25 protein-coding genes are annotated in these 23,690 nt (G+C 70.9%); 10 read left to right on the top strand and 15 right to left on the bottom strand.

Annotated elements, in window-relative coordinates; all coding sequences use genetic code 11:
- Nucleotides 1-36: 36 nt before the first annotated feature.
- From QRN30_RS02995 to QRN30_RS02985, 3 genes are all read left to right on the top strand, one after another.
- On the top strand, nucleotides 37-405 hold the full coding sequence (locus QRN30_RS02995) for a VOC family protein (protein WP_071250378.1): 369 nt from the start codon (nucleotides 37-39) through the stop codon (nucleotides 403-405).
- 74 nt (nucleotides 406-479) lie between these two features.
- Nucleotides 480-668 carry a hypothetical protein gene (locus tag QRN30_RS02990; RefSeq protein ID WP_017887761.1) on the top strand — a complete coding sequence of 63 codons (189 nt, stop codon included), beginning with the start codon at nucleotides 480-482 and terminating at the stop codon, nucleotides 666-668.
- The gene (locus tag QRN30_RS02985) at nucleotides 665-1,381 is read left to right on the top strand and encodes a hypothetical protein (RefSeq protein WP_071249937.1); all 717 of its coding nucleotides are present in this window, start codon (nucleotides 665-667) and stop codon (nucleotides 1,379-1,381) included. The genes QRN30_RS02990 and QRN30_RS02985 overlap by 4 nt, the downstream gene beginning before the upstream one ends.
- A 9-nt stretch (nucleotides 1,382-1,390) precedes the next feature.
- On the opposite strand, the gene QRN30_RS02980 is transcribed toward QRN30_RS02985, so the two are convergent.
- The 3 genes from QRN30_RS02980 to QRN30_RS02970 form a co-directional block, all read right to left on the bottom strand.
- Nucleotides 1,391-1,831 (bottom strand): NUDIX hydrolase, encoded by a 441-nt coding sequence (locus QRN30_RS02980; RefSeq protein WP_056072589.1) that lies wholly within the window; start codon nucleotides 1,829-1,831, stop codon nucleotides 1,391-1,393.
- 263 nt (nucleotides 1,832-2,094) lie between these two features.
- Nucleotides 2,095-3,417, bottom strand: coding sequence for a carboxylesterase family protein (locus tag QRN30_RS02975; RefSeq protein ID WP_083389191.1), 1,323 nt, complete (start codon nucleotides 3,415-3,417; stop codon nucleotides 2,095-2,097).
- A 110-nt stretch (nucleotides 3,418-3,527) separates the two neighbouring features.
- Nucleotides 3,528-4,826, bottom strand: a complete 1,299-nt coding sequence (locus QRN30_RS02970; RefSeq protein ID WP_017887765.1) for an MFS transporter — start codon at nucleotides 4,824-4,826, stop codon at nucleotides 3,528-3,530.
- A 250-nt stretch (nucleotides 4,827-5,076) separates the two neighbouring features.
- Between QRN30_RS02970 and QRN30_RS02965 the strand changes: the two genes are divergently transcribed.
- Together QRN30_RS02965 and QRN30_RS02960 are read left to right on the top strand one after the other, a co-directional pair.
- On the top strand, nucleotides 5,077-5,877 hold the full coding sequence (locus tag QRN30_RS02965) for a sugar phosphate isomerase/epimerase family protein (protein WP_031260100.1): 801 nt from the start codon (nucleotides 5,077-5,079) through the stop codon (nucleotides 5,875-5,877).
- Nucleotides 5,874-6,989 carry a Gfo/Idh/MocA family protein gene (locus QRN30_RS02960; RefSeq protein WP_056072597.1) on the top strand — a complete coding sequence of 372 codons (1,116 nt, stop codon included), beginning with the start codon at nucleotides 5,874-5,876 and terminating at the stop codon, nucleotides 6,987-6,989. Before QRN30_RS02965 ends, QRN30_RS02960 begins: the two co-directional genes overlap by 4 nt.
- Before the next feature lie 144 nt (nucleotides 6,990-7,133).
- On the opposite strand, the gene glgX is transcribed toward QRN30_RS02960, so the two are convergent.
- From glgX to QRN30_RS02940, 4 genes are all read right to left on the bottom strand, one after another.
- Complete coding sequence (gene glgX / locus QRN30_RS02955; RefSeq protein WP_284760405.1) at nucleotides 7,134-9,152, bottom strand: glycogen debranching protein GlgX; 2,019 nt, start codon at nucleotides 9,150-9,152, stop codon at nucleotides 7,134-7,136.
- A gap of 59 nt (nucleotides 9,153-9,211) precedes the next feature.
- Nucleotides 9,212-9,826 (bottom strand): TetR/AcrR family transcriptional regulator, encoded by a 615-nt coding sequence (locus QRN30_RS02950; protein ID WP_042538020.1) that lies wholly within the window; start codon nucleotides 9,824-9,826, stop codon nucleotides 9,212-9,214.
- Nucleotides 9,827-9,959: 133 nt separating this feature from the next.
- Entirely contained in the window at nucleotides 9,960-10,496 is a 537-nt protein-coding gene (locus QRN30_RS02945) for a MarR family winged helix-turn-helix transcriptional regulator (protein WP_284760404.1), read from the bottom strand.
- Nucleotides 10,497-10,514: 18 nt separating this feature from the next.
- Nucleotides 10,515-10,697: a hypothetical protein gene (locus QRN30_RS02940; RefSeq protein ID WP_017887771.1), complete on the bottom strand. Its 183-nt coding sequence runs from the start codon at nucleotides 10,695-10,697 to the stop codon at nucleotides 10,515-10,517.
- Between the two features lie 226 nt (nucleotides 10,698-10,923).
- On the opposite strand from QRN30_RS02940, the gene QRN30_RS02935 reads away from it, so the two are divergent.
- Complete coding sequence (locus QRN30_RS02935) at nucleotides 10,924-11,382, top strand: Hsp20/alpha crystallin family protein (protein ID WP_017887772.1); 459 nt, start codon at nucleotides 10,924-10,926, stop codon at nucleotides 11,380-11,382.
- Between the two features lie 11 nt (nucleotides 11,383-11,393).
- The gene (locus QRN30_RS02930; RefSeq protein ID WP_042538024.1) at nucleotides 11,394-11,720 is read left to right on the top strand and encodes a hypothetical protein; all 327 of its coding nucleotides are present in this window, start codon (nucleotides 11,394-11,396) and stop codon (nucleotides 11,718-11,720) included.
- A gap of 69 nt (nucleotides 11,721-11,789) precedes the next feature.
- Here the strand turns inward: QRN30_RS02930 and QRN30_RS02925 are convergent, their stop codons facing one another.
- A complete protein-coding gene (locus QRN30_RS02925) occupies nucleotides 11,790-12,671 on the bottom strand; it encodes a manganese catalase (RefSeq protein ID WP_259551313.1) in 882 nt (293 codons plus the stop codon).
- Nucleotides 12,672-13,168: 497 nt separating this feature from the next.
- Here QRN30_RS02925 and QRN30_RS02920 point away from each other — a divergent pair, with 497 nt between their 5' ends.
- The 3 genes from QRN30_RS02920 (at nucleotide 13,169) to QRN30_RS02910 (ending at nucleotide 15,985) form a co-directional block, all read left to right on the top strand.
- Nucleotides 13,169-13,855: an SDR family NAD(P)-dependent oxidoreductase gene (locus tag QRN30_RS02920; RefSeq protein WP_017887776.1), complete on the top strand. Its 687-nt coding sequence runs from the start codon at nucleotides 13,169-13,171 to the stop codon at nucleotides 13,853-13,855.
- A gap of 250 nt (nucleotides 13,856-14,105) precedes the next feature.
- The gene (locus tag QRN30_RS02915; RefSeq protein ID WP_236558901.1) at nucleotides 14,106-15,317 is read left to right on the top strand and encodes a sensor histidine kinase; all 1,212 of its coding nucleotides are present in this window, start codon (nucleotides 14,106-14,108) and stop codon (nucleotides 15,315-15,317) included.
- The gene (locus tag QRN30_RS02910) at nucleotides 15,314-15,985 is read left to right on the top strand and encodes a response regulator (RefSeq protein WP_056072621.1); all 672 of its coding nucleotides are present in this window, start codon (nucleotides 15,314-15,316) and stop codon (nucleotides 15,983-15,985) included. Before QRN30_RS02915 ends, QRN30_RS02910 begins: the two co-directional genes overlap by 4 nt.
- On the opposite strand, the gene QRN30_RS02905 is transcribed toward QRN30_RS02910, so the two are convergent.
- The 7 genes from QRN30_RS02905 to QRN30_RS02875 all read right to left on the bottom strand — a co-directional run bounded on the left by QRN30_RS02905 (nucleotide 15,982) and on the right by QRN30_RS02875 (nucleotide 23,538).
- Nucleotides 15,982-16,740, bottom strand: coding sequence for a triose-phosphate isomerase family protein (locus tag QRN30_RS02905; RefSeq protein WP_042538028.1), 759 nt, complete (start codon nucleotides 16,738-16,740; stop codon nucleotides 15,982-15,984). The genes QRN30_RS02910 and QRN30_RS02905 overlap by 4 nt on opposite strands.
- Nucleotides 16,737-18,443 (bottom strand): dihydroxyacetone kinase family protein, encoded by a 1,707-nt coding sequence (locus QRN30_RS02900; RefSeq protein WP_056072624.1) that lies wholly within the window; start codon nucleotides 18,441-18,443, stop codon nucleotides 16,737-16,739. Before QRN30_RS02900 ends, QRN30_RS02905 begins: the two co-directional genes overlap by 4 nt.
- On the bottom strand, nucleotides 18,440-19,831 hold the full coding sequence (locus QRN30_RS02895) for an MFS transporter (RefSeq protein WP_284760401.1): 1,392 nt from the start codon (nucleotides 19,829-19,831) through the stop codon (nucleotides 18,440-18,442). Before QRN30_RS02895 ends, QRN30_RS02900 begins: the two co-directional genes overlap by 4 nt.
- A 120-nt stretch (nucleotides 19,832-19,951) precedes the next feature.
- On the bottom strand, nucleotides 19,952-20,740 hold the full coding sequence (locus QRN30_RS02890) for an SDR family NAD(P)-dependent oxidoreductase (RefSeq protein WP_042538032.1): 789 nt from the start codon (nucleotides 20,738-20,740) through the stop codon (nucleotides 19,952-19,954).
- Nucleotides 20,741-20,756: 16 nt separating this feature from the next.
- The gene (locus QRN30_RS02885) at nucleotides 20,757-21,710 is read right to left on the bottom strand and encodes a 3-hydroxyacyl-CoA dehydrogenase family protein (RefSeq protein WP_071249941.1); all 954 of its coding nucleotides are present in this window, start codon (nucleotides 21,708-21,710) and stop codon (nucleotides 20,757-20,759) included.
- On the bottom strand, nucleotides 21,707-22,729 hold the full coding sequence (locus QRN30_RS02880; RefSeq protein ID WP_017887785.1) for a sugar phosphate isomerase/epimerase family protein: 1,023 nt from the start codon (nucleotides 22,727-22,729) through the stop codon (nucleotides 21,707-21,709). The genes QRN30_RS02885 and QRN30_RS02880 overlap by 4 nt, the downstream gene beginning before the upstream one ends.
- 47 nt (nucleotides 22,730-22,776) lie before the next feature.
- Nucleotides 22,777-23,538: a GntR family transcriptional regulator gene (locus QRN30_RS02875; RefSeq protein WP_284760400.1), complete on the bottom strand. Its 762-nt coding sequence runs from the start codon at nucleotides 23,536-23,538 to the stop codon at nucleotides 22,777-22,779.
- Nucleotides 23,539-23,690 lie beyond the last annotated feature (152 nt).

The following is a 23,690-nucleotide window of genomic DNA, read 5'->3' as shown; positions in this document are numbered from 1 at the left end:
CGCACCGACGCCGGACCGCGGTGGTTCACTTGCCGCATGGTCGATGCGACGACGGCGTTCAGCGGGTACTCGGTGCGCGACGTGCCCGAGGCGAAGGCGTTCTACGAGGACGTCCTGGGGATCGAGGTCACCGAGGACCACGGCATGCTCTTCCTGCAGCTCGGCGGTGGACACCAGGTGCTCGTCTACCCGAAGGGTCCGGGTCACGAACCGGCGGCCTTCACGGTGCTCAACTTCCCGGTGCCGGACATCGACGCCGCGGTCGACGAGCTCACCGCGAAGGGCGTCGTGTTCCTGCAGTACGAGGGGATGACCGACGACCGGGGTGTGAACCGGCAGGGCGGGCCGCTCATCGCCTGGTTCACCGACCCGTCGGGCAACGTCCTCAGCGTCATCGAAGGGTGAACATGTTGTATTCCGAAAGCTCGCGTCGGCACTGCTGATCGTCCTACCGTCCTCTCACCGACGAGAGGACGGCCATGACGAAGGTGCTGGGACGGCAGTGGACCCGCGAGGAACTCCTGGCGGAGCGGGCGCGGGTCCGCGCGGAGTGGAACCTCGACGATCGGGAGTTCGCCCCGACCGAGCAGTGGCGGGACCTGTTCACGGACGAGTACCTCACGCAGAACTGGCTCGACAGCATCTCCGCCCTGCTGGGTGAGCGATGAACGAGCAGGCCGCGTCGGCGGCGCGGCACCAGGCGACGATCGCGCAAGCGCTCCTGGACGGAGCCCTGCCCGAGCACGGTGCGTCGATCGACTACGCCCTCGACGAGCGCAGTGGAACCTTCATCATGCAGTCAGTCGCCGCGACCGGAAAGGGTACCCCGGTCCGTTTGACCGTGGGCGATGTGCACACCGCGGACCTGGCCCCGTGGATGCGGTTCCGATGGGTTGATCACCTCGATGCTCTCGTGGTCAGCGAGAGCAGGTACGCCGTTCTGCTCGCGGACGAACGGCAACCACTCGTCCGCTTCGAGTTCCAGGAGGCGTTGACGGCCACGCCCCGGTCGCACTGGCACTTGCACGCCGAGCGCGGAGCGTTCAGTTCGCTGCTCGCCCGAGCGCGCGATCACGGCTCGGGCCGACGGGATGCGGCACGGTTGTCCTCGTTGCACTTCCCGCTCGGCGGCCCGCACTTCCGGCCGAGCCTCGCCGACGTGGTCGAGTTCGTCATCGTCGAGTGCGGCGTGGACGCTCTGCCGACGTGGCGGGACGCGGTGCAGGGGTTCCGCAGCCGTTGGCGCCGCGCAGAAGCCGAGGCAACCGCTCGGCAGTTCCCGGCAGAGACGGCGCAGTCGCTCCGCAACCTCGGGTGGGGTGTCCAGCCCCCGGAACCCACCGCGGTCCCACCGCAGTTCGCGGTGCTGCGCGTGGGATGACGCCAGCGGTCAGCGGGACAGGGCACCCGCCCAGCCGAGGGCGATCGGCACGAGCAGGCCGTGGCGGTGGTGCGGGAGCTCGGCGACGGGGATCCACCGCGACTCGTCGGTCGAGCCGTCGAGCTCGTGACGCAGGGCTCCCCCGGTGATCGTCGCCCGGAACACCACCTGCACGGCCTTCATCGGGCGGCCGTTGGCGTGGATGCGGCGCTCCGCGGGGACGATGTGGTGCCGGACCCCGAGCAGGGCACCGGCCTGGGCCTCGTACCCGGTCTCCTCGCGGATCTCGCGCACGACGGCCTGCTCGACGGTCTCGTCGAACTCGACCCCGCCGCCCGGCAGCGTCCACGTGCCCGCGTCGGGCTGGCGCAGCTTCGCCAGGAGCACGCGGTCACCGTCCGTGATCACGCCGTAGGCGGCGAGCCGGGTGTCGTAGTCCGTGTACTCCATGGGCCGACCATGCCAGGTGGGTGCACCGACGTCGGCCAGCCGCGCCGGGCCTCCAGGCCGTGGACCGGGGTGGGGCGGACGCTCCACCAGCCCGCCGACCGGTCACGACCCCCCGCGGTCCGCACGCCGGGCGGTCACAGACCGTCGGCCCCGCCGCCCACAAACGACGGAACGTGACCACGCGACGCAGCCCGTGCGGTGTGTCGCGACCACCCCGCGGGCCGGGAGGCGCGAGTCGCCGCCGCCACGGGCCGTGCCGCGGGTCAGCCGCGGTCGAAGGTCAGGGTCTCGTCGTCGGGCGCACGGACCTCGCCGGTGCGGGCGAAGTCGGCCCAGATCGCCCGGAAGGCCCGGCCGCGGCGCTCGACCTCGGGCCAGTCGCGCTCGGGGACGAAGCGGGTGCCGGCCCAGGCCTCGCGCCCGCCGAGCAGCAGCGGCAGGTCGCTCATGTGCACGGCTCCGGTCGGGGCGCTCGTCACCCCGCGGTGCAGTCGGTACGAGGTCGCGCGGCCACCCGCACGTCGGTGCCGCTCGGTGAACCGTCGGGCATCGCGCCCGTAGATGACGTCGGACAGCGGGCGCACGACCCACCACCGCAGGGCCGACCGCAGCACGCGCGACCGGGTCACCCGGCGCAGCCCGGGCACGAGCGGCACGTACATGCCGGCCTCGTCCGAGCCGGACCCGATCAGCACGTCGACGTCGGGTGCGACGCGGCTCCACGCGGCGTCCAGATCACGCTCGGCGGGCAGCGGGGCGAACCCGTACTGGGTGCCGAAGGGCATGCCGGCGGCCAGACCGTAGGGTGCGGCGGCCCGGGTGCCGAGCGCCTGGCGGTCGAGCAGGTCGTCGAGCGGGGTGTCGGCGTGCACGCTGCCCACCGCCCGGACCATCGCCCGGTTCATCCGCGCACGACGACGGGACAGCCCGAGCGGTGCGCTCTGGATGATCGCGCGGCGGAACAGCCCCTCGGCGCCGGCGCTGATCATCAGGTGCGCGGCCGCGTCCCCGCCGGCCGACTGCCCGAAGACGGTGACCAGCTCGGGGTCGCCGCCGAACGAAGCGATGTTCGCGCGCACCCAGCGCAGCGACTCGACCAGGTCGAGCAGCCCGAGGTTCGCCGGGATCGTGTCACCGTCGCCGAGGAACCCGAGGACGCCGAGCCGGAACGTGACCGACACCACGATCACGCGCTGCTCGGTCACCAGGTCGCGGGCGTCGTAGATCGGCAGGTCACCGCCGCCGATGACGTACGAGCCGCCGTGGATCCAGACCATCACCGGCAGCTGCTCGCCCGGAAGGACGTCGGCGGGCAGCGTGATGGAGAGCCGTTGGCAGTGCTCGTCGACCTCGATGCCCTGGATCGGGTTGAGCAGCAGGTCGACGAACTCCTCGTGCGGCTGCGGCGCGACCGGCGACGGGGTGGACGCGTGCAGCTCGCCCTCGACCGGTGGCATCGGCTGCGGCGGGGCGAACCGTTCGGCCTGCGCGTACGGGATCCCGAGCACCCGCACCACGTCCCCGTCGACCGTCCCGATGATGCGGCCGGCGGGGGTGTCGAACGGGGCTGGGGCGGCGGCGAGCATGGGGATCACGCTATCGGGGGCCGCTGACGCAACCAGGCAGACGGACGGGAGGCCCGTGGCGGCGTCGCCACGGGCCTCCAGTCCGTCTTCTGGTCGCGTTGCGACGGGCGCTACCGCACCCGCTTGATGGGGATCACGACGAGTGCGCCGATGAGGGCGATCGCACCGGCGGCCCAGCACATGAGCTCGTAGTTGTCGGCTGCTCCGTCGGACCCGACCTTCAGGAAGAACAGGGCGATCGCCGGAGCGAGCGACTGCGGCAACGCGTTCGCGATGTTGATGACACCGAGGTCCTTGCCGGGCCGGTCGGCGTTCGGCAGCACGTCGACGACGAGCGCCGTGTCGATGGCCGAGTAGATGCCGTAGGCGAAGCCCATGATGATCTCGGCGACGTAGAAGCCGGTGACCGTGTCGGCGTGTGCGAGCGCGACGAGCCCCACCGCGAACATGGCCGTCGATCCACCGACGAACACCTTGCGCCGACCGAGCTTGTCCGAGGCCCAGCCGGACAGCGCCGCGCTGATCAGCAGCGCGATCGTGTAGAGCAGGACACCGAAGGCGACGGCGGCCGTGGCGTCCTTCGGCTTCTCGATGCCGATGTGCTCCTGCATGTAGAGCAGGCGGTACGTCGTGAACATGAACGTCGCCAGGATGATGAGGAAGCGCGACCACCAGGCGAACGCGAAGTCCGGGTTCTTGACCGGGTTCGTCCAGAACGACGCGACGAGGTTCAGGAACGTGAACTTCTTGAGCGTGTAGGTCGGCAGGTCGTCGCGGGCCACCACGGCGTACACGGCCACCAGGATGATCGCCAGGATGCCCGGCGCGATGAACAGCACGGGCAGGTTCGCCACGAAGAAGACCGACAGGTACGTGCCGGCGAGCACGGCGATGTTCTGCGCCAGCGCGATGATGCTCGAGGACCGGCCACGCTGCAGCTGCGGCACGTTGTCGGCGAAGCTCGCGAGCAGGGTGGCGAGGGTGGCGTTCGCGGCGAGCTGGGCGAGCAGCCAGGCCAGCGTCAGGTTGAGGACGTCCGGCGAGTAGGCGATCCAGGCGAGGGCGATCGCGAAGACGACGACACCGCTGAGCAGCCAGGGGCGACGACGGCCCCAGCGCGTGCGGGTGCGGTCGGACAGGGCGCCAGCCAGGGGGTTCATGATGAGCGCGCCGAACGCGCCGATCGGCAGCACCGACCCGATGACGTTCGCGGCGTCGTCGCCGACCAGGGCCTGCGCCTTGAGCTGCATGCTCACGTAGACGGGGGCCATGAGCGCGACGAAGAGGCCGAACTGCCCGAGGAACAGGGCGATCTGGTAGCCGATGCCCACCTTCACCGTGCTGACGGGCTGGGTGATGCCCTCTTCCGGGTTGAGCAGTGCCGGGCTGCCGGGTTCGGGTGTGCTCATGACGCCTCCTTGAGTCGATGAAAACCTTGCTCGGCAAGGTTTTTCCGACGCGAGCATACATCGACAGGTGTCGTCTGCAACACCGGGCCCGTCACGGGCCGTGACGCGCGGGCCGTCCGGGCCGCGTCACACGGGGCAGCAAAAACTACACACCGGGTGGTTTTTGGGGTAGCGTCGTCATCGATCTCGCCGCGGAGCATCGCTCCTCGACGGGCCGCGACACCCAGACAGGATCGAAGGAGCCTCTGCAATGCCCACCACTTCTGTGCAGCTGTACTCGCTGCGCGACGCCATCGCCGAAGACCTCGACAAGGCCATCGCCCGTGTCGCCGAGATCGGGTACGAGAACGTCGAGCCCTACGCGTTCGTCGAGCGCGCCACCGACCTCGAGCGTGCGTTCGCGGCCACCGGCCTCAAGGCTCCGTCCGGCCACGTCGCCGTGATCGACGCCGAGGACACCGCGCCGATCTGGGACGCCGCCGAGCGCCTCGGCATCCACACCGTCATCGACCCCTTCATCCCGACCGACCGCTGGCAGACCGCCGACGACGTCGCGAAGATCGCCGAGCGCGTCAACGAGCTGACCGCCGAGGCCGCCGGCCGTGGCCTGCAGTTCGGGTACCACAACCACCAGTGGGAGTTCACGAACAAGGTCGACGGCCGCACCGTCTACGACCTGTTCGTGTCGCAGCTGTCGCCGGAGACCGTCCTCGAGGTCGACACCTTCTGGGCGACCGTCGGTGGCGCCGACGCCCCCACCGTGCTCACGGGCCTGGGCGACCGCGTCGTCGCGATCCACGTCAAGGACGGCAAGGTCGACGGTGACATCCGCACCGCGCTGCCCTCGTCCGAGAGCGCCCTGATCGTGCCCGAGGCACTGCAGCGCGCCTTCGAGAACCAGACCCCCGCCGGCCAGGGCGACGTCGACGTGGCCGCCATCCTCGCCGCCGCACCCGAGGCCATCCGCGTGGTCGAGTTCGACGCGTACAAGGGCGACGTCTTCGAGGGCATCACCGAGTCCCTCACCTGGCTCAAGGACAACGACAAGTGAGCCGCGTCGGGATCGGCATCATCGGTGCCGGCAACATCTCCACCCAGTACCTCGAGAACCTGACGAAGTTCGCCGACGTCGAGGTCCGCTTCGTCGCCGACGTGCTGCTCGACCGCGCTGCTGCCCAGGCGGCGGAGTACGGCGTCGCCGCGTCCGGCACGGTCGAGGAACTCCTCGCCCGCGAGGACATCTCGATCGTGATCAACCTGACGATCCCGGCCGCACACGCCGAGGTCGACCAGCAGATCATCGACGCCGGCAAGCACGTCTGGAGCGAGAAGCCGATCGCCACCGACCACGCGTCGGCCGCGGCGGTGCTCGAGTCGGCGAAGGCCAAGGGCCTGCGCGTCGCGACCGCTCCGGACACCGTGCTCGGCGCGGGCATCCAGACGGCGCTCCGTGCCATCGCCCGCGGCGACATCGGTGAGCCGCTCTCCGCGACCACGCTGTTCCACGTCCCCGGACCCGAGGCGTGGCACCCGAACCCGGACTTCCTGTTCGCCACCGGTGCCGGCCCCCTGTTCGACATGGGCCCGTACTACGTGACGACCCTGGTGCACGCGTTCGGCACCGCCTCGCGCGTGCAGGCCGTCTCGTCGAAGTCGCTCGACCGTCGCACGATCGCGTCCGGCCCCCGCGCCGGCGAGACGTTCCCGGTCGAGGTCCCGACGCACCACGCGGCCCTGATCGAGTTCGCCGGCGGGCAGTCCGCACAGTCGACGTTCTCGTTCCAGCACGCCCTGCCGCGCATGGGCTTCGTCGAGATCAACGGCACGCTCGGCACGATCTCGCTGCCCGACCCGAACACCTTCGAGGGCTCGTCGCAGCTCTGGCGCTACGGGCAGGACGAGCCCGAGACGCTCGAGGCGGTCGGCTCCACCTGGGGCCGTGGCACCGGTGTCGTCGAACTCGCCCGCGCCATCGCCGAGGACCGCCCCGAGCGTGCCTCCGGCGCCGTCGCGCTGCACGTGCTCGACGTCCTGCTCGGCATCCGTGACGCGGCCGAGTCGGGTTCCGCCGTCGACATCACGTCGACCGTGGACGCGATCCCGCCGCTGCCCGAGGACTTCGACCCCGCGGCAGCAGTGCTGACCGCGGGCGCGAACGCCTAGGAGCGCCGCGCGCACCACGAGCACCACTTCGTGAGCAGGAATGGTCGGGTCCCCACCGGGAACCCGACCATTTCTGCTCACCAAGCGAAGCCGCGCGAGCGCCCCGCCCGCGCGAGCGAGCCCGCGCGAGCGCCGCGCCCCGCGTCAGACCAGCGCGGTGAAGGACGCGTCGCGCACGAGCAGCGTCGCCGCGTCGCCCACCACGGCCTGGTCGGGGTCGCTCGACAGCCCGAGCGACCAGTTGCCGCCGCCCGGACGCTCCGGCAGCGTGAACTCCACCGTGGTGCCCGACGCGTTCAGCAGCACGGCCACGGTGTCGTCCCCCTGGTGCAGCACGAGCGTCACGGCCCGGTTGCCGCCGTCCGCCCAGTCGCCGTCCTCGAACCCGGCGGCGTCGGCGCGGAGCACGCTCACCGTCGACTCCGAGTCACCGGGCGCGGTGCGGAACCACTCCGGACGCAGTGCCCGGTGCTGTCGACGGAACGCGATCGCCGCCGTGGTGAAGGCGAGCAGGTCGTTGTCGGCGGCGGCCCAGTCGAACCACGAGATCTCGTCGTCCTGGCAGTACGCGTTGTTGTTGCCGCCCTGCGACCGGGCGAGTTCGTCGCCACCCAGGATCATCGGGACGCCGGCGGAGAGCAGCAGGGTGCCGAGGAAGTTGCGGCGCTGCCGGTCGCGGTAGTCGTTCACCGCGCCGTCGTCGGTCGGGCCCTCGATGCCGCCGTTGAACGAGGTGTTGTCGCTCTCGCCGTCGTTGTTGTCCTCGCCGTTGGCCTCGTTGTGCTTGTCGGCGTACATCGTCAGGTCGGCCAGGGTGAAACCGTCGTGGGCGGTGACGAAGTCGACCGAGCAGAGCGGTGATCGGCGCGACCCCTCGTAGACGTCCGGGCTGCCCAGGACCCGCTGGACGGCGTCGCCCAGCGCACCCTCGTCACCACGCCAGAAGGAGCGCAGGTCGTCGCGGTACTTGCCGTTCCACTCGGACCAGTCGGCCGGGAACCCGCCCACCTGGTAGCCGGCGGTGTCCCACGGCTCGGCGATCATCTTGACCTCGCGCAGCACGGGGTCCTGGTGGATGATGTCGAGGAACGCGGAGTGCTTCTCGGCCTCGCCGTCCTGGCGGGTCAGGGTCGTGGCCAGGTCGAACCGGAAGCCGTCGACGTGCATCTCCTCGACCCAGTAGCGGAGCGAGTCCATGATCAGGCCGAGCGCTGCCGGGTGTCCGACGTTCAGGCTGTTGCCGGTGCCGGTGGTGTCGAAGTAGTTCGCCTCGTCACCCTCGACCAGCCGGTAGTACGACTGGTTGTCGATCCCCTTGAACGACAGCGTCGGGCCCATGTGGTTGCCCTCGGCGGTGTGGTTGTAGACGACGTCCATGATGACCTCGAGCCCCGCGGCGTGCAGGGCCTTGACCATCGACTTGAACTCGGCGACCTGCTGTCCGGCGGTGCCCGAGGACGAGTACTCGTCGTGCGGCGCGAAGAAGCCGATGCTGTTGTAGCCCCAGTAGTTGCGGAGCCCCTTGTCGAGCAGCGTCGAGTCCTGCACGAACTGGTGCGTCGGCAGCAGCTCCACCGCGGTGACGCCGAGGTCGGTGAGGTGCTTGATCGCTGCCGGGTGGGCCATGCCGGCGTAGGTGCCGCGGATCTCCTCGGGGACGTCCGGGTGCTGCTTCGTGAAGCCCTTGACGTGCACCTCGTACACGACGGTGTCGGCGAGCGGGGTCCGCAGCAGGGTGTCACCGTCCCAGTCGAAGGACCGGTCGGCGACGACGGACTTGGGCATCGCGCTGGCCGAGTCGGTCTCGTCGATCTGCTCGGGCTCGTTCATGTCGTGACCGAAGAGCGCCTGGCCCCACTCGTACTCGCCGTCGATCGCGGTGGCGTAGGGGTCGAGCAGGAGCTTCGCGCCGTTGTGACGCAGGCCGTTCGCCGGGTCCCACGCGCCGTGCACGCGGAAGCCGTAGCGGGTGCCGACGGCCACGCCGGGCACGACGTCGTGGAAGGTGTAGCCGGTGCGGTTGCGGAGCTCGGTGCGGTGCTCGGTGCCGTCGTCGTCGAAGGTGCAGAACTCGACGCGCTCGGCGGTGCTCGAGAACAGGGCGACGTTGGCGCCCCCGTCGACGAGCGTGACGCCGAGCGGGGTGCGCGTGGAAGTGGTCATGCTGCCCTTCTACCGGCCGGTCGCTGTGCCACCGGCAGTCTGGGCGTACCCCTGGCCGCTCAGCGCACCGGCGGGACCAGCTGCTCCAGCAGCCGCAGCACCCGTTCACCGTCGACGGCGTCGGGGTCGAGCAGCCACTGCACCTGCAGCCCGTCGGACGCCGCGATGCTCAGGCTCGCCAGGTCGACCGGGTCCAGGTCGGCGCGGATCCGTCCGCTCGCCTGGTCCGCCTCGATGAGCACGGCGAGTTCAGCGCGCAGCCGGGCGAAGCGTTCGCGCATGAAGTCGCGCGTGGCCGGGTGGCCTTCCTGCACGGCGTCGGCGGCGAGCGTCGTGTACAGCTGCACCAGCCCCGGGACGGCACGGTTGCGCGACGCGCTCTCGCGCATGTCGCCGATCGCCGACTTCATCCGGTCGGGTGCGCCCTGCTCGCGGACCTCGTGCTCCCGGTAGACGGCGAGCAGCAGTTCGTCGCGGCTCGGGAAGTAGTGGCGGAGTGCCGCGTGCGTGATCCCGAGGGCCTCGGCCACGGAACGGAGCGACGAAGCGTCGACCCCCTGTTCCGCGACCATGCGGATCATCTCGTCGAGGATCTGCGTGCGCCGCTCGGCGCCCTTGCGGTACCCGCCGCGGCGCGGCTGGGCCGCGTCGGCGTCGTCCGCGGGGTGGGTCATGCACCCAACTTACCGTTGGAAGGTTTTTACGCCACCGTCGGACGGGAGGCCCGTGGCGGGCGCACCACGGGCCTCCCGTCCGCATCGCGGTCGCGCCGCACCCGTCGGGTCGCGTCAGCCGGGCGCGCTCGCGTCAGTCCTGGTCGTCGACCGTGTACTCGTCGACCGGCGCGGGCGAGCCCGCGGCGAGCGCGTCGACGATCTTCGTGAGCGAGTCGGCGAGGACGGCGTTGTCCGCGTCGGGCAGCTGCTCGAGCACCTGGACGACGGCCTCGTGGAACCGTGCGTACGAGGCGTCGATCTTCTCGGTGGCCTGGTCCGTGGGGGCGAGCACCTGCGCACGGCGGTCCGTGGGGTGCGCCGCGCGGGACAGCAGCCCCTTCTGCACGAGCCCGTCGACGATCTTGGTGACCGACGCGTTCGAGACGGCGAGCATGACGGCCAGGTCCTTCGGGCCCGTCGTCCGGCCGTCCCGGTGCGCCTGCAGCAGGTACCGGACGGCGAGGAACTCGTTCTTCGTCAGGCCGCTCTCGATGCGGGCGGACTCGATCTGCTGGTCCTCGGCGTGCTGCAGGCGGAGCAACGCGTCGACGGCGGTCTTCGCGGCCCGCGACTCGGGGTCGCGGGTGTAGAGGTGGACGTGCTCTCGACGGACGACGGTCAACGGCATGGGGTCATGCGCTCCTTGCTATACGGCAGGCGTGGTGAAGAAGTCCGCGTAGGACGGCTCGGAGCGACCGGCGAGCAGCGAGGGGTCCTGGATGCGACGCGCGACGTACGCGTCGATGACCGCCGGGTCGGTGAGGCCGACGCGCGTGTGGCTGCTGCCGATCGTCGCGACCCGAGGCATCCCGGAGTACGTGCTGTGCATGTCCTGTCCCGCCCTTCTTGCTTGCCGTGTGTCCCGTTCGGACGGCTGAACTCTTTCACACAGTGAACGGTCAGTTCAACGAACCATTCGCGCTGTGTACGTTTTGCGCGCTGCGTGGTTCTCGGCGTCCTCTGAGCGTTCTTTTGGCACTCGCCAGGGTCGAGTGCTAAAACGGTGGCAGTTGAGTCGAGGGGACTCAACGAGAACCACGAAGGAGTTGATTTCGATGACGATGAACTTCGACCCGTTCCGCGAGCTCGACCGACTCGCGGGTTCGCTCCTCGGCACCGCAGCCGGTCCGCGCTCGATGCCGATGGACCTGTACCGCACCGGGGACCACTACGTCCTCGACGTCGACCTGCCCGGCATCGACCCGGGCTCCGTCGACATCGACGTGGACGGTTCCGTCCTGACCATCCGCGCCGAGCGCACCCTGGGCGCGCCCGAGGGCTCGCAGTGGCTCACCCGTGAGCGCCAGCCCGGCACGTACGTCCGGCAGCTGACGCTCGGCGACGGCCTCGACGCCGAGCGCATCACCGCCGGGTACGACAACGGCGTGCTCAGCGTCACGATCCCGGTCAAGGAGTCCGCGAAGCCGCGCAAGATCGCCGTCACCGTCGGTGGCGGGTCCGAGCAGCTCGCGGTCGGTTCCGGTGCCGCCGGTTCCGGCACCGCCGCCGAGTGAGGAGCTGAGCGATGACGTCCGTCCTGCTGCACGCGGTGGTCGCGGTCCTCGTCGTCACCGCGGCGCTCGCACTGACGAGCCTGGACCGGCGCACCGCCGTGCTCCTCGGGGCCACCGGCAGCCTGACCGGCACGTTCCTGGCCTGGGTCGCCGCGCCCCGGCTGTTCGAGCAGTCGCTCCTGGCGCCCTGGGTCGCGTCGGTGCTCGGCACAGCCCTGCTGATCGCGGGGTGGAGTGCCGTCCGCGCCTACTCGGGCATCTTCGAGGCGCCGCGCGACGAAGAACCCGAGACGGGGGCGCTGATGACCGTGGGCGGGTCCACCCCGTCGGTGCGGTGACCCGCTGACGGACAGGAGGCCCGGTGCACGTCGTGCGCCGGGCCTCCCGTCGTTCCGTGGGTTGCGGGACTACTCCTTGTGCAGCGTGTCCTGCACCAGGCCGGCCGTCTTCTCGACGACGTTCGGCAGCTCGGTGGTGCCGTACAGCCGGACGTCGGGGTGGGTGGGCGGGGGCATCGGGACCGAGGTCGTGGGGCCGTCGTGGTACGAGTACTCGCCCTTGCCGTCGAACGAGGGGCCGCTCGCCCACGGGCCGTTCTTCGCCTCGGCACCGTCGGAGAAGTTGAGGTACTGGTAGTTGACCTCCTGGTTCTCCTTCGACTGCGGGAAGTTGCTCGGCACGGGGAAGCCCTCGACGCCCTGCTCGCGCAGCTCAGCGGCGGCGGTCGCCCACATGTTCTGGTGCATCGTGTCGCGGGCGATGAGGAAGGACAGCAGGTCCCGCACGCCGTGGTCGTCGGTCATGTGGTAGAGCCGGGCGGCCTGCACACGGCCCTGCATCTCGGCGTTCTCGTTCGCCGTGAAGTCGGCGAGCAGGTTGCCGCTGGCGGTGATGAACGAGCCCTGCCAGGGGTTGCCGTTGCTGTCCACTGGACGGGCGCCCGCACCGGCGACGATGGCGTGCTGGACGTCCGTGCCACCGACGATCGCGGCGACCGTGGGGTCGTCCTGCACCGCGTCCTCGGTGATGCCGAGCGGGGACTTCTCGAGCAGCTGCGCGATCATCGTCGCGAGCATCTCGACGTGGCCCATCTCCTCGGCGCCGATGCCGAACACCATGTCGCGGTACTTGCCGGGGATGTGCATGTTCCACGCCTGGAACTGGTACTGCATGGCGACGGAGATCTCCCCGTACTGGCCACCGAGCACCTCCTGCAGCTTGCGGGCGTAGATCGCGTCGGGCTTGTCGGGCGTTGCCGTGAACTGCAGTTCCTGCTTGTGGAAGTACACGTGGCTCTCCTTCACTCCAGCGGGTGCCCGTCGATCGAGCGGGTCCGTGTGCGATGGTCGGCGCGACCGCCTCAGCGCCGCCTCAAGGAAAGCCAGATCGCGCAGACGGGCGTCAGCGTCCTCTCCCGCGTCGACGCAAGGCGACGACCCCGGCCCACACCGTGCAGCCGGTGAACCCGAGAACGAGCACGGACACGACGGGGATCGCGAACCCATCTCCGATCGACTGCTGTCCGCGGAGCCAAACGACGACGAGGAGCAGTACCAAACACCCTGCGGCGATGATCGTCGCGACATTTCCAGCTGCTCGTGAGCCCACGTCCACCTCGTTCCGTTGCGATACCCACCGCCATGCACACCTGACGGCTTGCTTGTGATTCCTCAAGAGTAAGTTCGTTGGACGAAGATCTGACCACCGGAGCTCCTGCCGCCATCGGGTGGGGGCTCCGGTGCGCGACGGGCGGGCAGACCGCACCGTCCCGGCATAGCGTGGCCGCGTGGACCTCGAACTCAAGAACCGTGTCGCACTCGTCGTCGGAGGCAAGGGGTACATCGGTACCGCCGTCGCCGACCGCCTCCGCACCGAGGGGGCGACCGTCGTCGTCGCTTCCCGCAGCGCCGAGGACTCCGACGGCAGCGTGCCGATCGACACCGCCTCGCAGGAGTCGGTGGACGTTGGCATCGCCGCCGTCCTCGAGCGGCACGGGCGCATAGACGTGCTGGTCGTGACCGCTGCACCGAGCGCGAGCACCCTCGACCCGGCCCGGAAGTCCGACCCGGAGCAGGTCCTCGACGCGATCGACGGCAAGGCGCTCGGGTTCCTCCGCGTCGCGAACGCCGTGCTCCCCGCCCAGCGCGAGGCCGGGTTCGGTCGCGTGGTCGTGGTGAGCGGGCAGAACGCCTACTTCTCCGGCAACATCACGGCGTCGCTCCGGAACACTGCGGTGAGCGTCATCGCGAAGAACCTGGCCGACGACGTGGCGGGCACCGGGGTCACGGTGAACGTCGTCAACCCCGGGACCGTGACGGACACCCCGTCCGCCGAGGTCCGCCCAGGTGGCCCCGGCGACTCGACACCGCAGCAGATCGCCGACCTCGTCGCGTTCCTGTCGTCGCCGCTGAACGCGGTGTCCGGCGAGTCCGTCTCGATCGCGCACCGGCAGCTGGGATCCGTCGTCGTCTGATCCCCGAGTACCGGGTGATCGCCCCTCGCTTCACCCGCAGGGACGAAGCGCTTCGCCCCTGCGCCCGATGCCCCGGCGACTCCGCGCCACGAGTCTGGTGACATGGAGTCCTCGACGAAGCACACGATCGCCACGCTGCTGCTCTGCGCCGCGATCGTCACCACGACCGTCATCGCCCTCGCCGCCATGACCGCGGGCGCGTGACGTCGGTCCGCGCTGCACGGCGTGGGCGGCATGCGATGATCGAGCCGTGACCGAACGGGGCAGGTTCCTCCGGCCGCTCGCCACCCGGTCGATCGCCGTCGACGTGGCCTGGGCGGCCCTGGCGGCGTTCGTCTTCCTGCTGCCCATCGACCTCGAGCTCGAGCACGCGAGCCTCGCCGCGGTGCTGTCGGCCTCGGTGGCGATCGCCCTGCGCCGCATCTCCCCGTCCGCTGCGATGGCGATGGTCGTCGTCCTCGGGGTGATCCAGGTCGGCGGCGGCGAGCGCCCGTCGCTGGTGGACCTCGCGATGTTCGTCGTGATCGGGACCGCCGCGGTCGTCGGCACCCGCACCGAGGTCGTCGTCTCCGGTGTGCTCGCGGTCGTCGCCGGCGCTGGGGCGACGGTCTACCTGGCGTCGACCGGCTTCCGGTTCCTCGTGCTCATCAACGGTCCCCGCGACCAGGCGTTCCTGGCGATGGCCGCCCCGGTGACCGCGCTGCTCGGTGTCTGGGCGGGCGGGGTCGCCGTCCGCGCCTTCCGCTCCCGCGACCGCGAGTCGGAGCGCCGTGCCGATGCCGAGGCCGCGGCATCGCGTGCCGAGGCCGTCGCCACCGAGGCCGAGGCCACCGCCACCCGCGCCATCGACGTCGCCGAGTCCGAACGCATCCGCGCGGACATCGCCCGCGACGTGCACGACGTCGTCGGCCACTCGCTCGCGGTCATCATCGCGCAGGCCGACTCGGTGCCGTTCCTCGACGACGAGGCGCGCATCCGAGCGGTCAGCGCCACCATCGCGAGCACCGCCCGGAGTTCCCTGGTCGAGGTCCGACAGGTCCTCGGGCACATCGACGGCTCCGCCGAGGCGACCGGCCCGGGGTCGCTCGAGGAAATCGTGCAGGGCATCCGCGACGCCGGGGTCGACGTCGACCGCACGGTGCGCGGGGTCCCGCTGGCCCTGCGCCCGGACACCGGCACCGCTGCCCGCCGCGTGCTGCAGGAGATGCTCACGAACGCCCTGCGCCACGGCGCCCCCGGCAACCCGGTCGTCGTGCGGGAGACCTGGCGGAACGCCGACCTGGTGCTCGAGGTCGAGAACGTCGCCGGTGACGGCACCACGGCCGGCTCGGGCCGCGGGATCGACGGCATGGACTCGCGCCTCGGCGCCCTCGGTGGGTCGTTCGACGCCGCCGTGCTGGACGACGTGTTCACGGCACGCGCCCGCATCCCGTTCGACGTCCAAGGGGGACCCGTCCGATGACCGAACCGATCAGGATCCTGCTCACCGACGACCAGGCGCTGTTCCGCGCGGGGCTCCGGGTGGTGCTCGATGCCCAGGACGACATGCGTGTGGTCGGTGAGGCCTCCGACGGGGCCGAAGCGCTCGCGCTCATCCCCGAGGTGCGCCCCGACGTGGTGCTGCTCGACATGCGGATGGCCGGCATGGACGGCGTGGAGACCGTCCGGCAGCTCTACTCCGGCGCCGTCCCGGGGCCGCTGCCCCGCGTCGTCGTGCTCACCACCTTCGGGCTCGACCCGGCGGCGGCGACCGCGATCCGGCTCGGCGCCAGCGGCTTCCTGCTCAAGGACACCACGCCGCCGTTCCTGTTCGCCGCGGTGCGGGCCGTGCACGAGGGCAGCTCGGTCATCGCCCCGAACGACCTCGCGCAGCTGTTCGGCACCGACGTCGCCCGGGCCCCGGCACCGCAGCCGCCGGAGTTCGCGACCCTGACCGAGCGGGAGCGCGTCGTGTTCGGGTGGGCGTCCCGCGGCCTGTCGAACGCCGAGATCGCCACGAAGGAGTACGTCACCGAGTCGACGGTGAAGACTCAGATCTCGAGCATCCTGGGCAAGTTGTCACTGCGCGACCGGGTGCAGCTCGTCGTCTACGCACACGACCACGGGCTGGCGGGCACCCGCGAGGACTAGTCCGCGGCGACCTCGTCGAGGATCGCCTCGACCGCTGCCGGGTCGTGGGCGAAGCGTCCGAGGAACAGCCCGCCGATCCGGCCCTGCCCCCGCGTGAGCAGGCCGGGTCCGGCGCTGCCCCCGTAGAGCACGGTGCTGCCGTGCAGCTCCGGCCGGGTGGCGAGGTGCTGCTCGATCCCGGCGAGCACCGCCACGATGTGGTCGTCCGGTGCGGGTACCGGGGCGCCGATCGCCCACACCGGTTCGTAGGCGACGGTCAGGGGTCCGGCGCGCCCGTCCGCGACGGCGGTCGACACGGCCCGGTCGAGCTGCGCGGTCACCGCCGCCACGGCCTCGGTCGGATCGGAGGCCCGGTCCGGCTCCCCGACGCAGACCAGCGGACGCAGGTGGTTCCGGAAGGCCGCGTGCACCTTCCCCGCGATCGTCGCGTCGTCCTCGTGGAAGAGGGAGCGCCGTTCGGCGTGCCCGATCTCGACCAGGTCGACACCGATCTCCCGCAGTTCGGCGCCGGAGACCTCGCCGGTGAACGCGCCCGCGTCGGCCCACGACAGGTCCTGCGCGGCGAGCTGCACACCGGTGCCGGTGAGCAGCTCACGCACCGGGACGAGGGCCGGGAACGTCGGCGCCACGAAGAGCGACGCCGCACCCGAGCGCACCGCGGGGTGTCGCCGGGCGATGTCGGCGACCTCGGCCGCCCACGACAGCGTCCGGGCGTGCGAGAAGTACGTCTTCAGCGACACCCCGACGGTGATCACGGGGCGACCGTCTCCACGACGAGGGCGAAGGACAGCGCACCGGGGTCCGCGGTGCCGACGGCCTGGTCGGCGTGCGTCCGCGCCCGGCCCATCCTCGGCACCAGGGACTCGGTGGCGTCCGCTGCCTGACGGGCGGCACGGGCCGCGTCACCCCAGGCCTCGGCGAGCGCCGCCCCGGCGTCGAGCCGGGTGCGGAGCACCTCGTCGAACGGCACCAGCGCGTCCACCATCGTCTTGTCACCGACGGTGGCGCCGAACGCGAGCACGGCCTCGGTGGCCGCGCGGACCCCCTGCGCGACGGTGGCACCCGACGGACGCGAGTCGTCCCCGACCACGCGACCCAGTGCCTCCAGGGCGGCACCCCAGATCGCACCGGACGTGCCGCCGGCCTTGTCGGACCAGGCGTCCGCGGCGACCAGCAGGACGGTGCCGGCACCGGCACCGCGGCTGACCGCGTCGGCGGCCGCGACGTCGGCGGCGTGCGATCCGCGCTGCATCCCGATGCCGTGGTCGCCGTCACCGGCCACGGCGTCGATGCGCCCGAGTTCGTCGGCGTGCTCGTCGAGGACGGCGCGGACCGCGGCGAACCCGGCGGCGACCTGCTCGGCGACCGCACGGGACTCGTCGGTCGCCTGGCCGATGCCGACGCCCTCGGCGTCCGCCGCCACGGTGGACGGGTCGACGCGCTGTTCGGCGACGGCACCGCCCTTGCGGTAGGCGGGCGTGTCCGCGGGTGCTGCCCAGAGTTCCTCGAGCTCGTCGTCGAGCCAGAACAGCGTCAGGGAGACTCCGGCCATGTCGAAGCTCGTGACGAGTTCGCCGACCTCGGGCTCCACGATGACGACCCCGGCGTCCGCCAGGCGCCGCTGCACCGAGCGGTAGACGACGAAGAGCTCCTCGTACTTGACCGAGCCCAGACCGTTCAGGATCGGGACCACCCGCTGGCCCTCGAGTGCCACGCCGTCGGGCAGTTCGTCGAGCAGCCGGCACACCAGCAGCTCGGCCAGCCCGTCCGCGGTGGGCACGTCCGTCTCGTCGATGCCACGCTCGCCGTGGATGCCCATGCCGACCGCCATCCGGCCCTCGGGGACCGTGAACAGGGGTTCTTCGGCACCCGGCAGCGAGCACCCGGAGAACGCGACGCCGAAGCTGCGCGTCCGGTCGTTCGCCCGCTCGGCGACGGCGGTGACCGTGTCGAGGTCGTCCCCGCGCTCGGCGGCGGCGCCGGCGACCTTGAAGACGCAGAGGTCGCCCGCGATGCCGCGGCGCTTCGCGCGGTCGTCGGCCGGGGCGCTCGTCACGTCGTCGGTGACGCGGACCGTCCGGACCGGGATGCCGTCGGCCTCGAGCGTGCGGGCAGCGGCGTCGAAGTTCAGGACGTCTCCGGCGTAGTTGCCGTAGCTGAGCAGCACCCCACCCCCGTGTTCCGCGGCCTTCGCGACGCCGGTGACCTGCTGGGCGCTGGGGCTGGCGAACAGGTTGCCCATCGCGGCACCCGCGGCCAAGCCGTGTCCGACCAGTCCGCCGAACGCGGGGTAGTGCCCCGAGCCGCCGCCGATCACGACGGCGACCGTGCCGTCGGGGCTCGTGGTGGCGCGGGCGACGCCGCCGTGCACCTTCCGCACCCACCGTTCGTTCGCGGCGACGAAGCCGTCGGTCGCCTCGTCGGCGAAGTCCGCCGGGTCGTTGAACAGTCGGGTCATCGCTTGCTGCCCTTCGGGTCGGTGGTGCGGACGTGCGAGGTGTCGAGCAGCTCGTCGGCCTTGGCCCCGCGGAAGAACTTGGTGCAGAAGATCATCACCGCGGCGACGAACGCCAGGACACCGAGCGAGACGATGCCGAACGCACCGCTGTCGGTGGGCACCACCTCGTTGATCGCGGTGCGCATGATCGGGGCGACGAACCCGCCGAGGTTGCCGAGCGAGTTGATCAGGCCGATGCCCGCGGCGGCTGCGGCACCGGTCAGGAACGCCGTCGGGTACGCCCAGGTGATCGGGCCGACGGACAGGAAGCTCGCGACGGCCAGCGTGATGAACAGGATGCCGAGCACCGGCTGCCCGTTCGCCCCCGCCCACGCCGAGCCGAGGATCGACAGGCCGGTCGTGACGTAGAACAGGGTGCCCCAGCGCCGGCGTCGGCCGACGGAGTCCGCCCGCGACCCGATCAGGTAGCAGGCGACGAGCCCGACGAGCCACGGGATCGCGGTCACGAGCCCGACCTGCCAGCCGACGTCCTGCCCGAGCAGCGAGGACACCTGCTGCGGCAGGTAGAACGTCGTGCCGTACACGGCGACCTGCAGGCAGAAGTAGATGATCGTGAAGTACCAGACGCGCCCGCTCGCCATCGCGCGCCAGATGCCCTTCGGGCCGTCCTCGGTGCGAGCGGTGTCCTCGCGCTCCATGGCCGCGGTGAGCGACGCCTTCTCGCCCGGTTCGAGCCACTTCGCCTGCTGTGGACTGTTCGTCAGGAACACCAGGGCCGCGACACCGGCCAGCACCGCGAGGATGCCCTCGCCGGCGAACATGACCTGCCAGCCGTGGAACGGGGTGACCCGGTCACCGACGCTGATGAGGCCGCCGGACAACGGGGCGCCGATCATCTGCGAGAACGGCTGCGCCAGGTAGAAGATCGCGAACATGCGCACGCGCACCTTGTTCGGGAACCACTCGGACAGGTACATGATCACGCCCGGGAACAACCCGGCCTCGGTCACACCCAGGATGAACCGCAGGATGATGAACATCGTGTCGTTCGTCGTGAAGGCGAACAGTGCGGCGACGATGCCCCACGTGACGGCGATCCGGGCGAGCCAGAAGCGCGCACCGAACCGCTTGAGCAGCAGGTTCGACGGGATCTCGAAGATCGCGTAGCCGATGAAGAAGATGCCGGCGCCCAGGGCGAAGGCGGCGTCGGAGATACCGCGGTCGACGCGCAGGGCCTCTTCGGCGAAGCCGACGTTCGTGCGGTCGAGGAACGCGACGAAGTACAGGATGACGAGCATCGGCATGAGGTGCTTCGTCGCCTTGCCGATGGCGGACTTCAGGCCGGGGTCGTTCGTCGACCCGAGCGCGGGGGCAGGGGGTAGTGACACGGGTTCGCTCCTTTGCGAGCACGGTGCGGTCGTTCTGGCGTCCGGCGGTCGGTTCGGTCGTCCGGACGGGAGGCACGGATCGCGTCGCCCGGTCGGCGCGCGTTCCGCGGGCGGCTGGCCCTAGTGCATGTACAGGCCGCCGTCGACGTTGAGCGTCTGGCCCGTGACGAACCCGGCGTCCTCGCTGATCAGGTACGCGATGGCGGCAGCGATGTCCCGCGGGGTGCCGATGCGCGGCAGCACGCCGTCGGCGGCCATCTCGGCCTTCCGCTCCTCGGACAGGGTGCCGCCCATGATGTCGGTGTCGATCGGACCGGGGGCGATCGCGTTGACCGTGACGCCGCGTGGGCCGAGCTCGCGTGCCAGACCACGGGTGAGGCCGATCACGCCGGCCTTCGCCACCGTGTACGGGGTCTTGCTGAAGGTGCCGCCGCCGCGCTGGGCGGAGACCGACGACAGGTTCACGATGCGCCCGTAGCCGGACCGCACCATCGACTCCGCCGCCCGCAGGCTGGCGAAGTGCACGCCGTCGAGGTTGATCGACAGCACACGGTGCCACTCCCCCTCGGGCAGGTCGAGGTAGGCGTGCGCGGACGAGACCCCGGCCAGGTTCACGAGCGCGGTGATCGGCCGGAGTTCGGCCTCGATCGTGTCGAAGGCCGCACGGACGGCGGACTCGTCGGCGACGTTCGCACCGACACCGACGGCCCGCACGCCGTGCTGTTCGCGGATCTCGGCGGCGACCTGCTCGCTCGCCGTCTGGTCGAGGTCGACGATCCCGACGTCCCACCCGGCCTCGGCCAGGTGGTGGGCGGTGGCGCGGCCGATGCCCCGCGGTGAGGCGGCCCCGGTGAGGACGACGGTGCGGGTCTGTTCGGTCTGTTCGGTCTGGGGGTTCTGCGTGCTCATGGTTCGTGCTCCGGGCTCAGTGGATCGGTGCCGGGCCGAGCTCGTCGAGGAGCTTCTGCATCGCGACGTACGCCTTGTTCCGGTAGGCCACGAGCTCGGGCGTGCGGTCGGCCAGCACCTCGAGGTACCCGGCGCCGGACTTCGTGCCGAGTTCACCGGCGTCGACGTGCTGCTGCAGCGACGGCGGGGTGGCGAAGCGCTCGGGCCAGCGGGTCTGCAGCGACTCGAAGCAGAAGGCGTAGACGTCGAGCCCTGCCATGTCGGCGATCGCGAACGGGCCGAAGAACGGCAGGCGGAACCCGAACGTGGTCCGCACGATGGTGTCGATGTCGTCGGGGCTCGCGATGCCCTCGTCGGCGATCTTCGTGGCCTCCTCGAACAGCGCGTACTGCAGGCGGTTCAGGACGAACCCGGTCGAGTCCTTCACCCGTGCCGACTGCTTGCCGGTCGCGGCGACGACGGTCTCGCCGACCTCGATCGCGTGCTCGTTGGTGGTCGGGTGCGGGATGAGCTCGACGCCGGGGATGAACGGAGCCGGGTTCGAGAAGTGCACGCCGAGGAACCGCTCCGGGCCCACGACGGCCTCGGCCAGCGACTCGATCAGGATCGTCGAGGTGTTCGAGCCGATCACGGCGTCGGGGCGGGCGGCCTCGCTGATGCGGCGGAGCGTCGCGTGCTTGATCTCGAGCTTCTCGGGCACGGCCTCCTCGATGAAGTCCGCGTCGGCGACGGCGGCCTCGATCGACTCGGCAGCGCTCAGGTGTGCGCGGACCCGATCGACGGCGTCCTCGGGGAACAGCCCGTCGGCGACGAACTGCGCAGTCTCGGTGAGCAGCCGCTCCAGGTTCTGCTGGGCGATCTCGGCCGAGACGTCGGCGATCCGGACCGTGTGGCCGGCGAGGGCGAGGACCTGGGCGATCCCGCCGCCCATGTAGCCGGACCCGACGACGGCGATGTCGAGGGTGCTCATCGGATTGCTCCTTCGGTGCTGGTTGCTGCAGTCGGGGTCGCCGTCGCGTCGAGCTTCGTCGTCGCGAGGACGGATCGGATGTACTGCTGGTTGGTGGCGCAGACGCCGAGGCTGTCCCCGCCGTACTGCTCGGTCATGACGATCCCGCGGAACCCGTCGGCGACGGCGTCGCGCAGGACCTGGCGGTAGTTGATGAGGCCCGTCTCCATGGTGCTCGGCGCACTCGTCGCCCAGCTGCCGTCGCCGGCCTCGTCACGCGTGTAGTTCTTCACGTGCAGGTAGTTCGTGTGCGGCATGGTCTTCGCGAACAGCTCCCGCCAGTCCTCGACCGGACGGTGCAGACGGATGAGGTTGGCTACGTCCGCGTTCAGGCCGACGTTGTCGAGCCCGATCTCCTCGACCAGGCGGACCGCGCTGTCGGCAGTGCCGAGGTACGTGTCCTCGTACAGCTCGAGCGCCATCGGCAGCCCGACGCTCGCAGCGTGCTCGCCGAGCTCCCGCAGTCGCTTGACCGCGGCGTTCCAGACCTCGGGGTCGTCGGGGTCCTTCGGGCCCGGCGCCGTCCAGAACCACAGCGCCCGCTTCTGGGCGTCGGTGAACGGCTGGTGCAGCCCGGTCGAGAACACCTGCATGCCCCACTCGGCCGCCGCGTCGATCGTGCGGTGGGCGTAAGCGAGGTTCTCGTCCTCGTGCCCGGGCTGGATGACGCTCTTGCGCTGCAGGTGCACCGACGGGATCCCGATGCCGTGCGACTTCGCGACGGCGAACAGCTCGTCGCGGCGCGAGGCTTCGAGGTCAGCGGGCCGGATGTGGCTGTCAGCGAGTTCGGCCAGCGAGAAGCCGACGGCCTCGATCTGCCCGAACACCTCGTCCCACACCTCGGCGGGGGCGTCGTGGAATGCCGTCCCGTCGCGGGTGACCTGCGCGAACCCGTGCAGGCACGCGGCGACCGGCCAGGTCTCCGACGTCCAGGTGGTGGGGTCCCAATCCTGGTCGACCCAGTCCTGTGGAGTGGTCACGGAATGCTCCCTTGCATGTCGTGGTGGTTCAGCCTTGAACCTCTTTCCTATAGGAAAGATACTCGCACGACGCCGGAACGCAACCCCTCCGCCTCAGCTCGTGTGGGACGCGTCCGCGCGCGAACGCAACCGGACGGCGTCGATGTGGAGCCGCATCGCGGCGACGGCCGACGTCGGGTCCGCAGCGAGCGCCTCCAGGATGGCCCGGTTTCCTGGACCGCACGATCCGTGTCGTCCCCGCCACCCTCGACGATCTGCCGCATGCGGTGCACGCGCGTCGTGATGATCTCGGACATCTCCTCGAGGAACGGGTTCCGTGTCGCGTCGAAGATCAGCTGGTGGAACTGCCAGTCGCTGCGGAAGAAGCGGGCCATCAGCTCTTCCGGCGCGTGCGCAGCACCGACGGAGGCGACCTCGGCGGCCACCGCAGCCTGCTCGTCGAGCGCTGCTGCCAGTCGCTCGCGCAGGCCGCCGACGTCGCCGCGGGCCGCGAGCTCGACCGCGCCGCTCTCGACGATCAGCCGGGCGTCGAACAGTGCCTCGAGCTGGTCACCGGCCAGGGGCGGGGAGACCCGGTACCCCTTGTTCGCTTCACGGGTGACGAGGCCGGTGCGTTCGAGTTGCACCAGGGCTTCGCGGACCGGGGTCGGCGAGACCCCCAGCGAGCGAGCGAGGCCGTCGATCGACAGCCGCATGCCCGGTTCGACGTCGTGGCCCATCAGGACCTCGAGCACCCGGTCGTAGACGCGGTCACGCAGGCCGAGCTGCGTGATGCGCTCCGTCCCGAAGCCGGGCATGGTCGTGGACATGGGTCGATCCTAGAGAATCCACGACTCGGGCTGAGTGCGAGGGCTCCGACCAGGCTGCGCTGCCATCGGCCCCCCACTCTTGCGAAATCGACTCACCCGCATGATCGGGCTCACGATGGACTTGCTCGCAGACATTGCGGCCTTCCAGTCCC

It is taken from the genome of Curtobacterium sp. MEB011, assembly GCF_030209655.1.
Lineage (GTDB): Bacteria > Actinomycetota > Actinomycetes > Actinomycetales > Microbacteriaceae > Curtobacterium > Curtobacterium poinsettiae.
The sequence above is the reverse complement of the archived record's forward strand: the minus strand, read 5'-3'. Positions and strand labels throughout refer to the sequence as shown.

Bases quoted from the DNA above. Each gene is read 5' to 3' on its own strand.
- QRN30_RS02995 (WP_071250378.1), top strand. From the start codon at position 37: ATGGTCGATGCGACGACGGCGTTCAGCGGGTACTCGGTGCGCGACGTG.
- QRN30_RS02990 (WP_017887761.1), top strand. From the start codon at position 480: ATGACGAAGGTGCTGGGACGGCAGTGGACCCGCGAGGAACTCCTGGCG.
- QRN30_RS02985 (WP_071249937.1), top strand. From the start codon at position 665: ATGAACGAGCAGGCCGCGTCGGCGGCGCGGCACCAGGCGACGATCGCG.
- QRN30_RS02980 (WP_056072589.1), bottom strand. From the start codon at position 1,831: ATGGAGTACACGGACTACGACACCCGGCTCGCCGCCTACGGCGTGATC.
- QRN30_RS02975 (WP_083389191.1), bottom strand. From the start codon at position 3,417: ATGCTCGCCGCCGCCCCAGCCCCGTTCGACACCCCCGCCGGCCGCATC.
- QRN30_RS02970 (WP_017887765.1), bottom strand. From the start codon at position 4,826: ATGAGCACACCCGAACCCGGCAGCCCGGCACTGCTCAACCCGGAAGAG.
- QRN30_RS02965 (WP_031260100.1), top strand. From the start codon at position 5,077: ATGCCCACCACTTCTGTGCAGCTGTACTCGCTGCGCGACGCCATCGCC.
- glgX (WP_284760405.1), bottom strand. From the start codon at position 9,152: ATGACCACTTCCACGCGCACCCCGCTCGGCGTCACGCTCGTCGACGGG.
- QRN30_RS02950 (WP_042538020.1), bottom strand. From the start codon at position 9,826: ATGACCCACCCCGCGGACGACGCCGACGCGGCCCAGCCGCGCCGCGGC.
- QRN30_RS02945 (WP_284760404.1), bottom strand. From the start codon at position 10,496: ATGCCGTTGACCGTCGTCCGTCGAGAGCACGTCCACCTCTACACCCGC.
- QRN30_RS02940 (WP_017887771.1), bottom strand. From the start codon at position 10,697: ATGCACAGCACGTACTCCGGGATGCCTCGGGTCGCGACGATCGGCAGC.
- QRN30_RS02935 (WP_017887772.1), top strand. From the start codon at position 10,924: ATGACGATGAACTTCGACCCGTTCCGCGAGCTCGACCGACTCGCGGGT.
- QRN30_RS02930 (WP_042538024.1), top strand. From the start codon at position 11,394: ATGACGTCCGTCCTGCTGCACGCGGTGGTCGCGGTCCTCGTCGTCACC.
- QRN30_RS02910 (WP_056072621.1), top strand. From the start codon at position 15,314: ATGACCGAACCGATCAGGATCCTGCTCACCGACGACCAGGCGCTGTTC.
- QRN30_RS02900 (WP_056072624.1), bottom strand. From the start codon at position 18,443: ATGACCCGACTGTTCAACGACCCGGCGGACTTCGCCGACGAGGCGACC.
- QRN30_RS02890 (WP_042538032.1), bottom strand. From the start codon at position 20,740: ATGAGCACGCAGAACCCCCAGACCGAACAGACCGAACAGACCCGCACC.
- QRN30_RS02885 (WP_071249941.1), bottom strand. From the start codon at position 21,710: ATGAGCACCCTCGACATCGCCGTCGTCGGGTCCGGCTACATGGGCGGC.
- QRN30_RS02875 (WP_284760400.1), bottom strand. From the start codon at position 23,538: ATGTCCACGACCATGCCCGGCTTCGGGACGGAGCGCATCACGCAGCTC.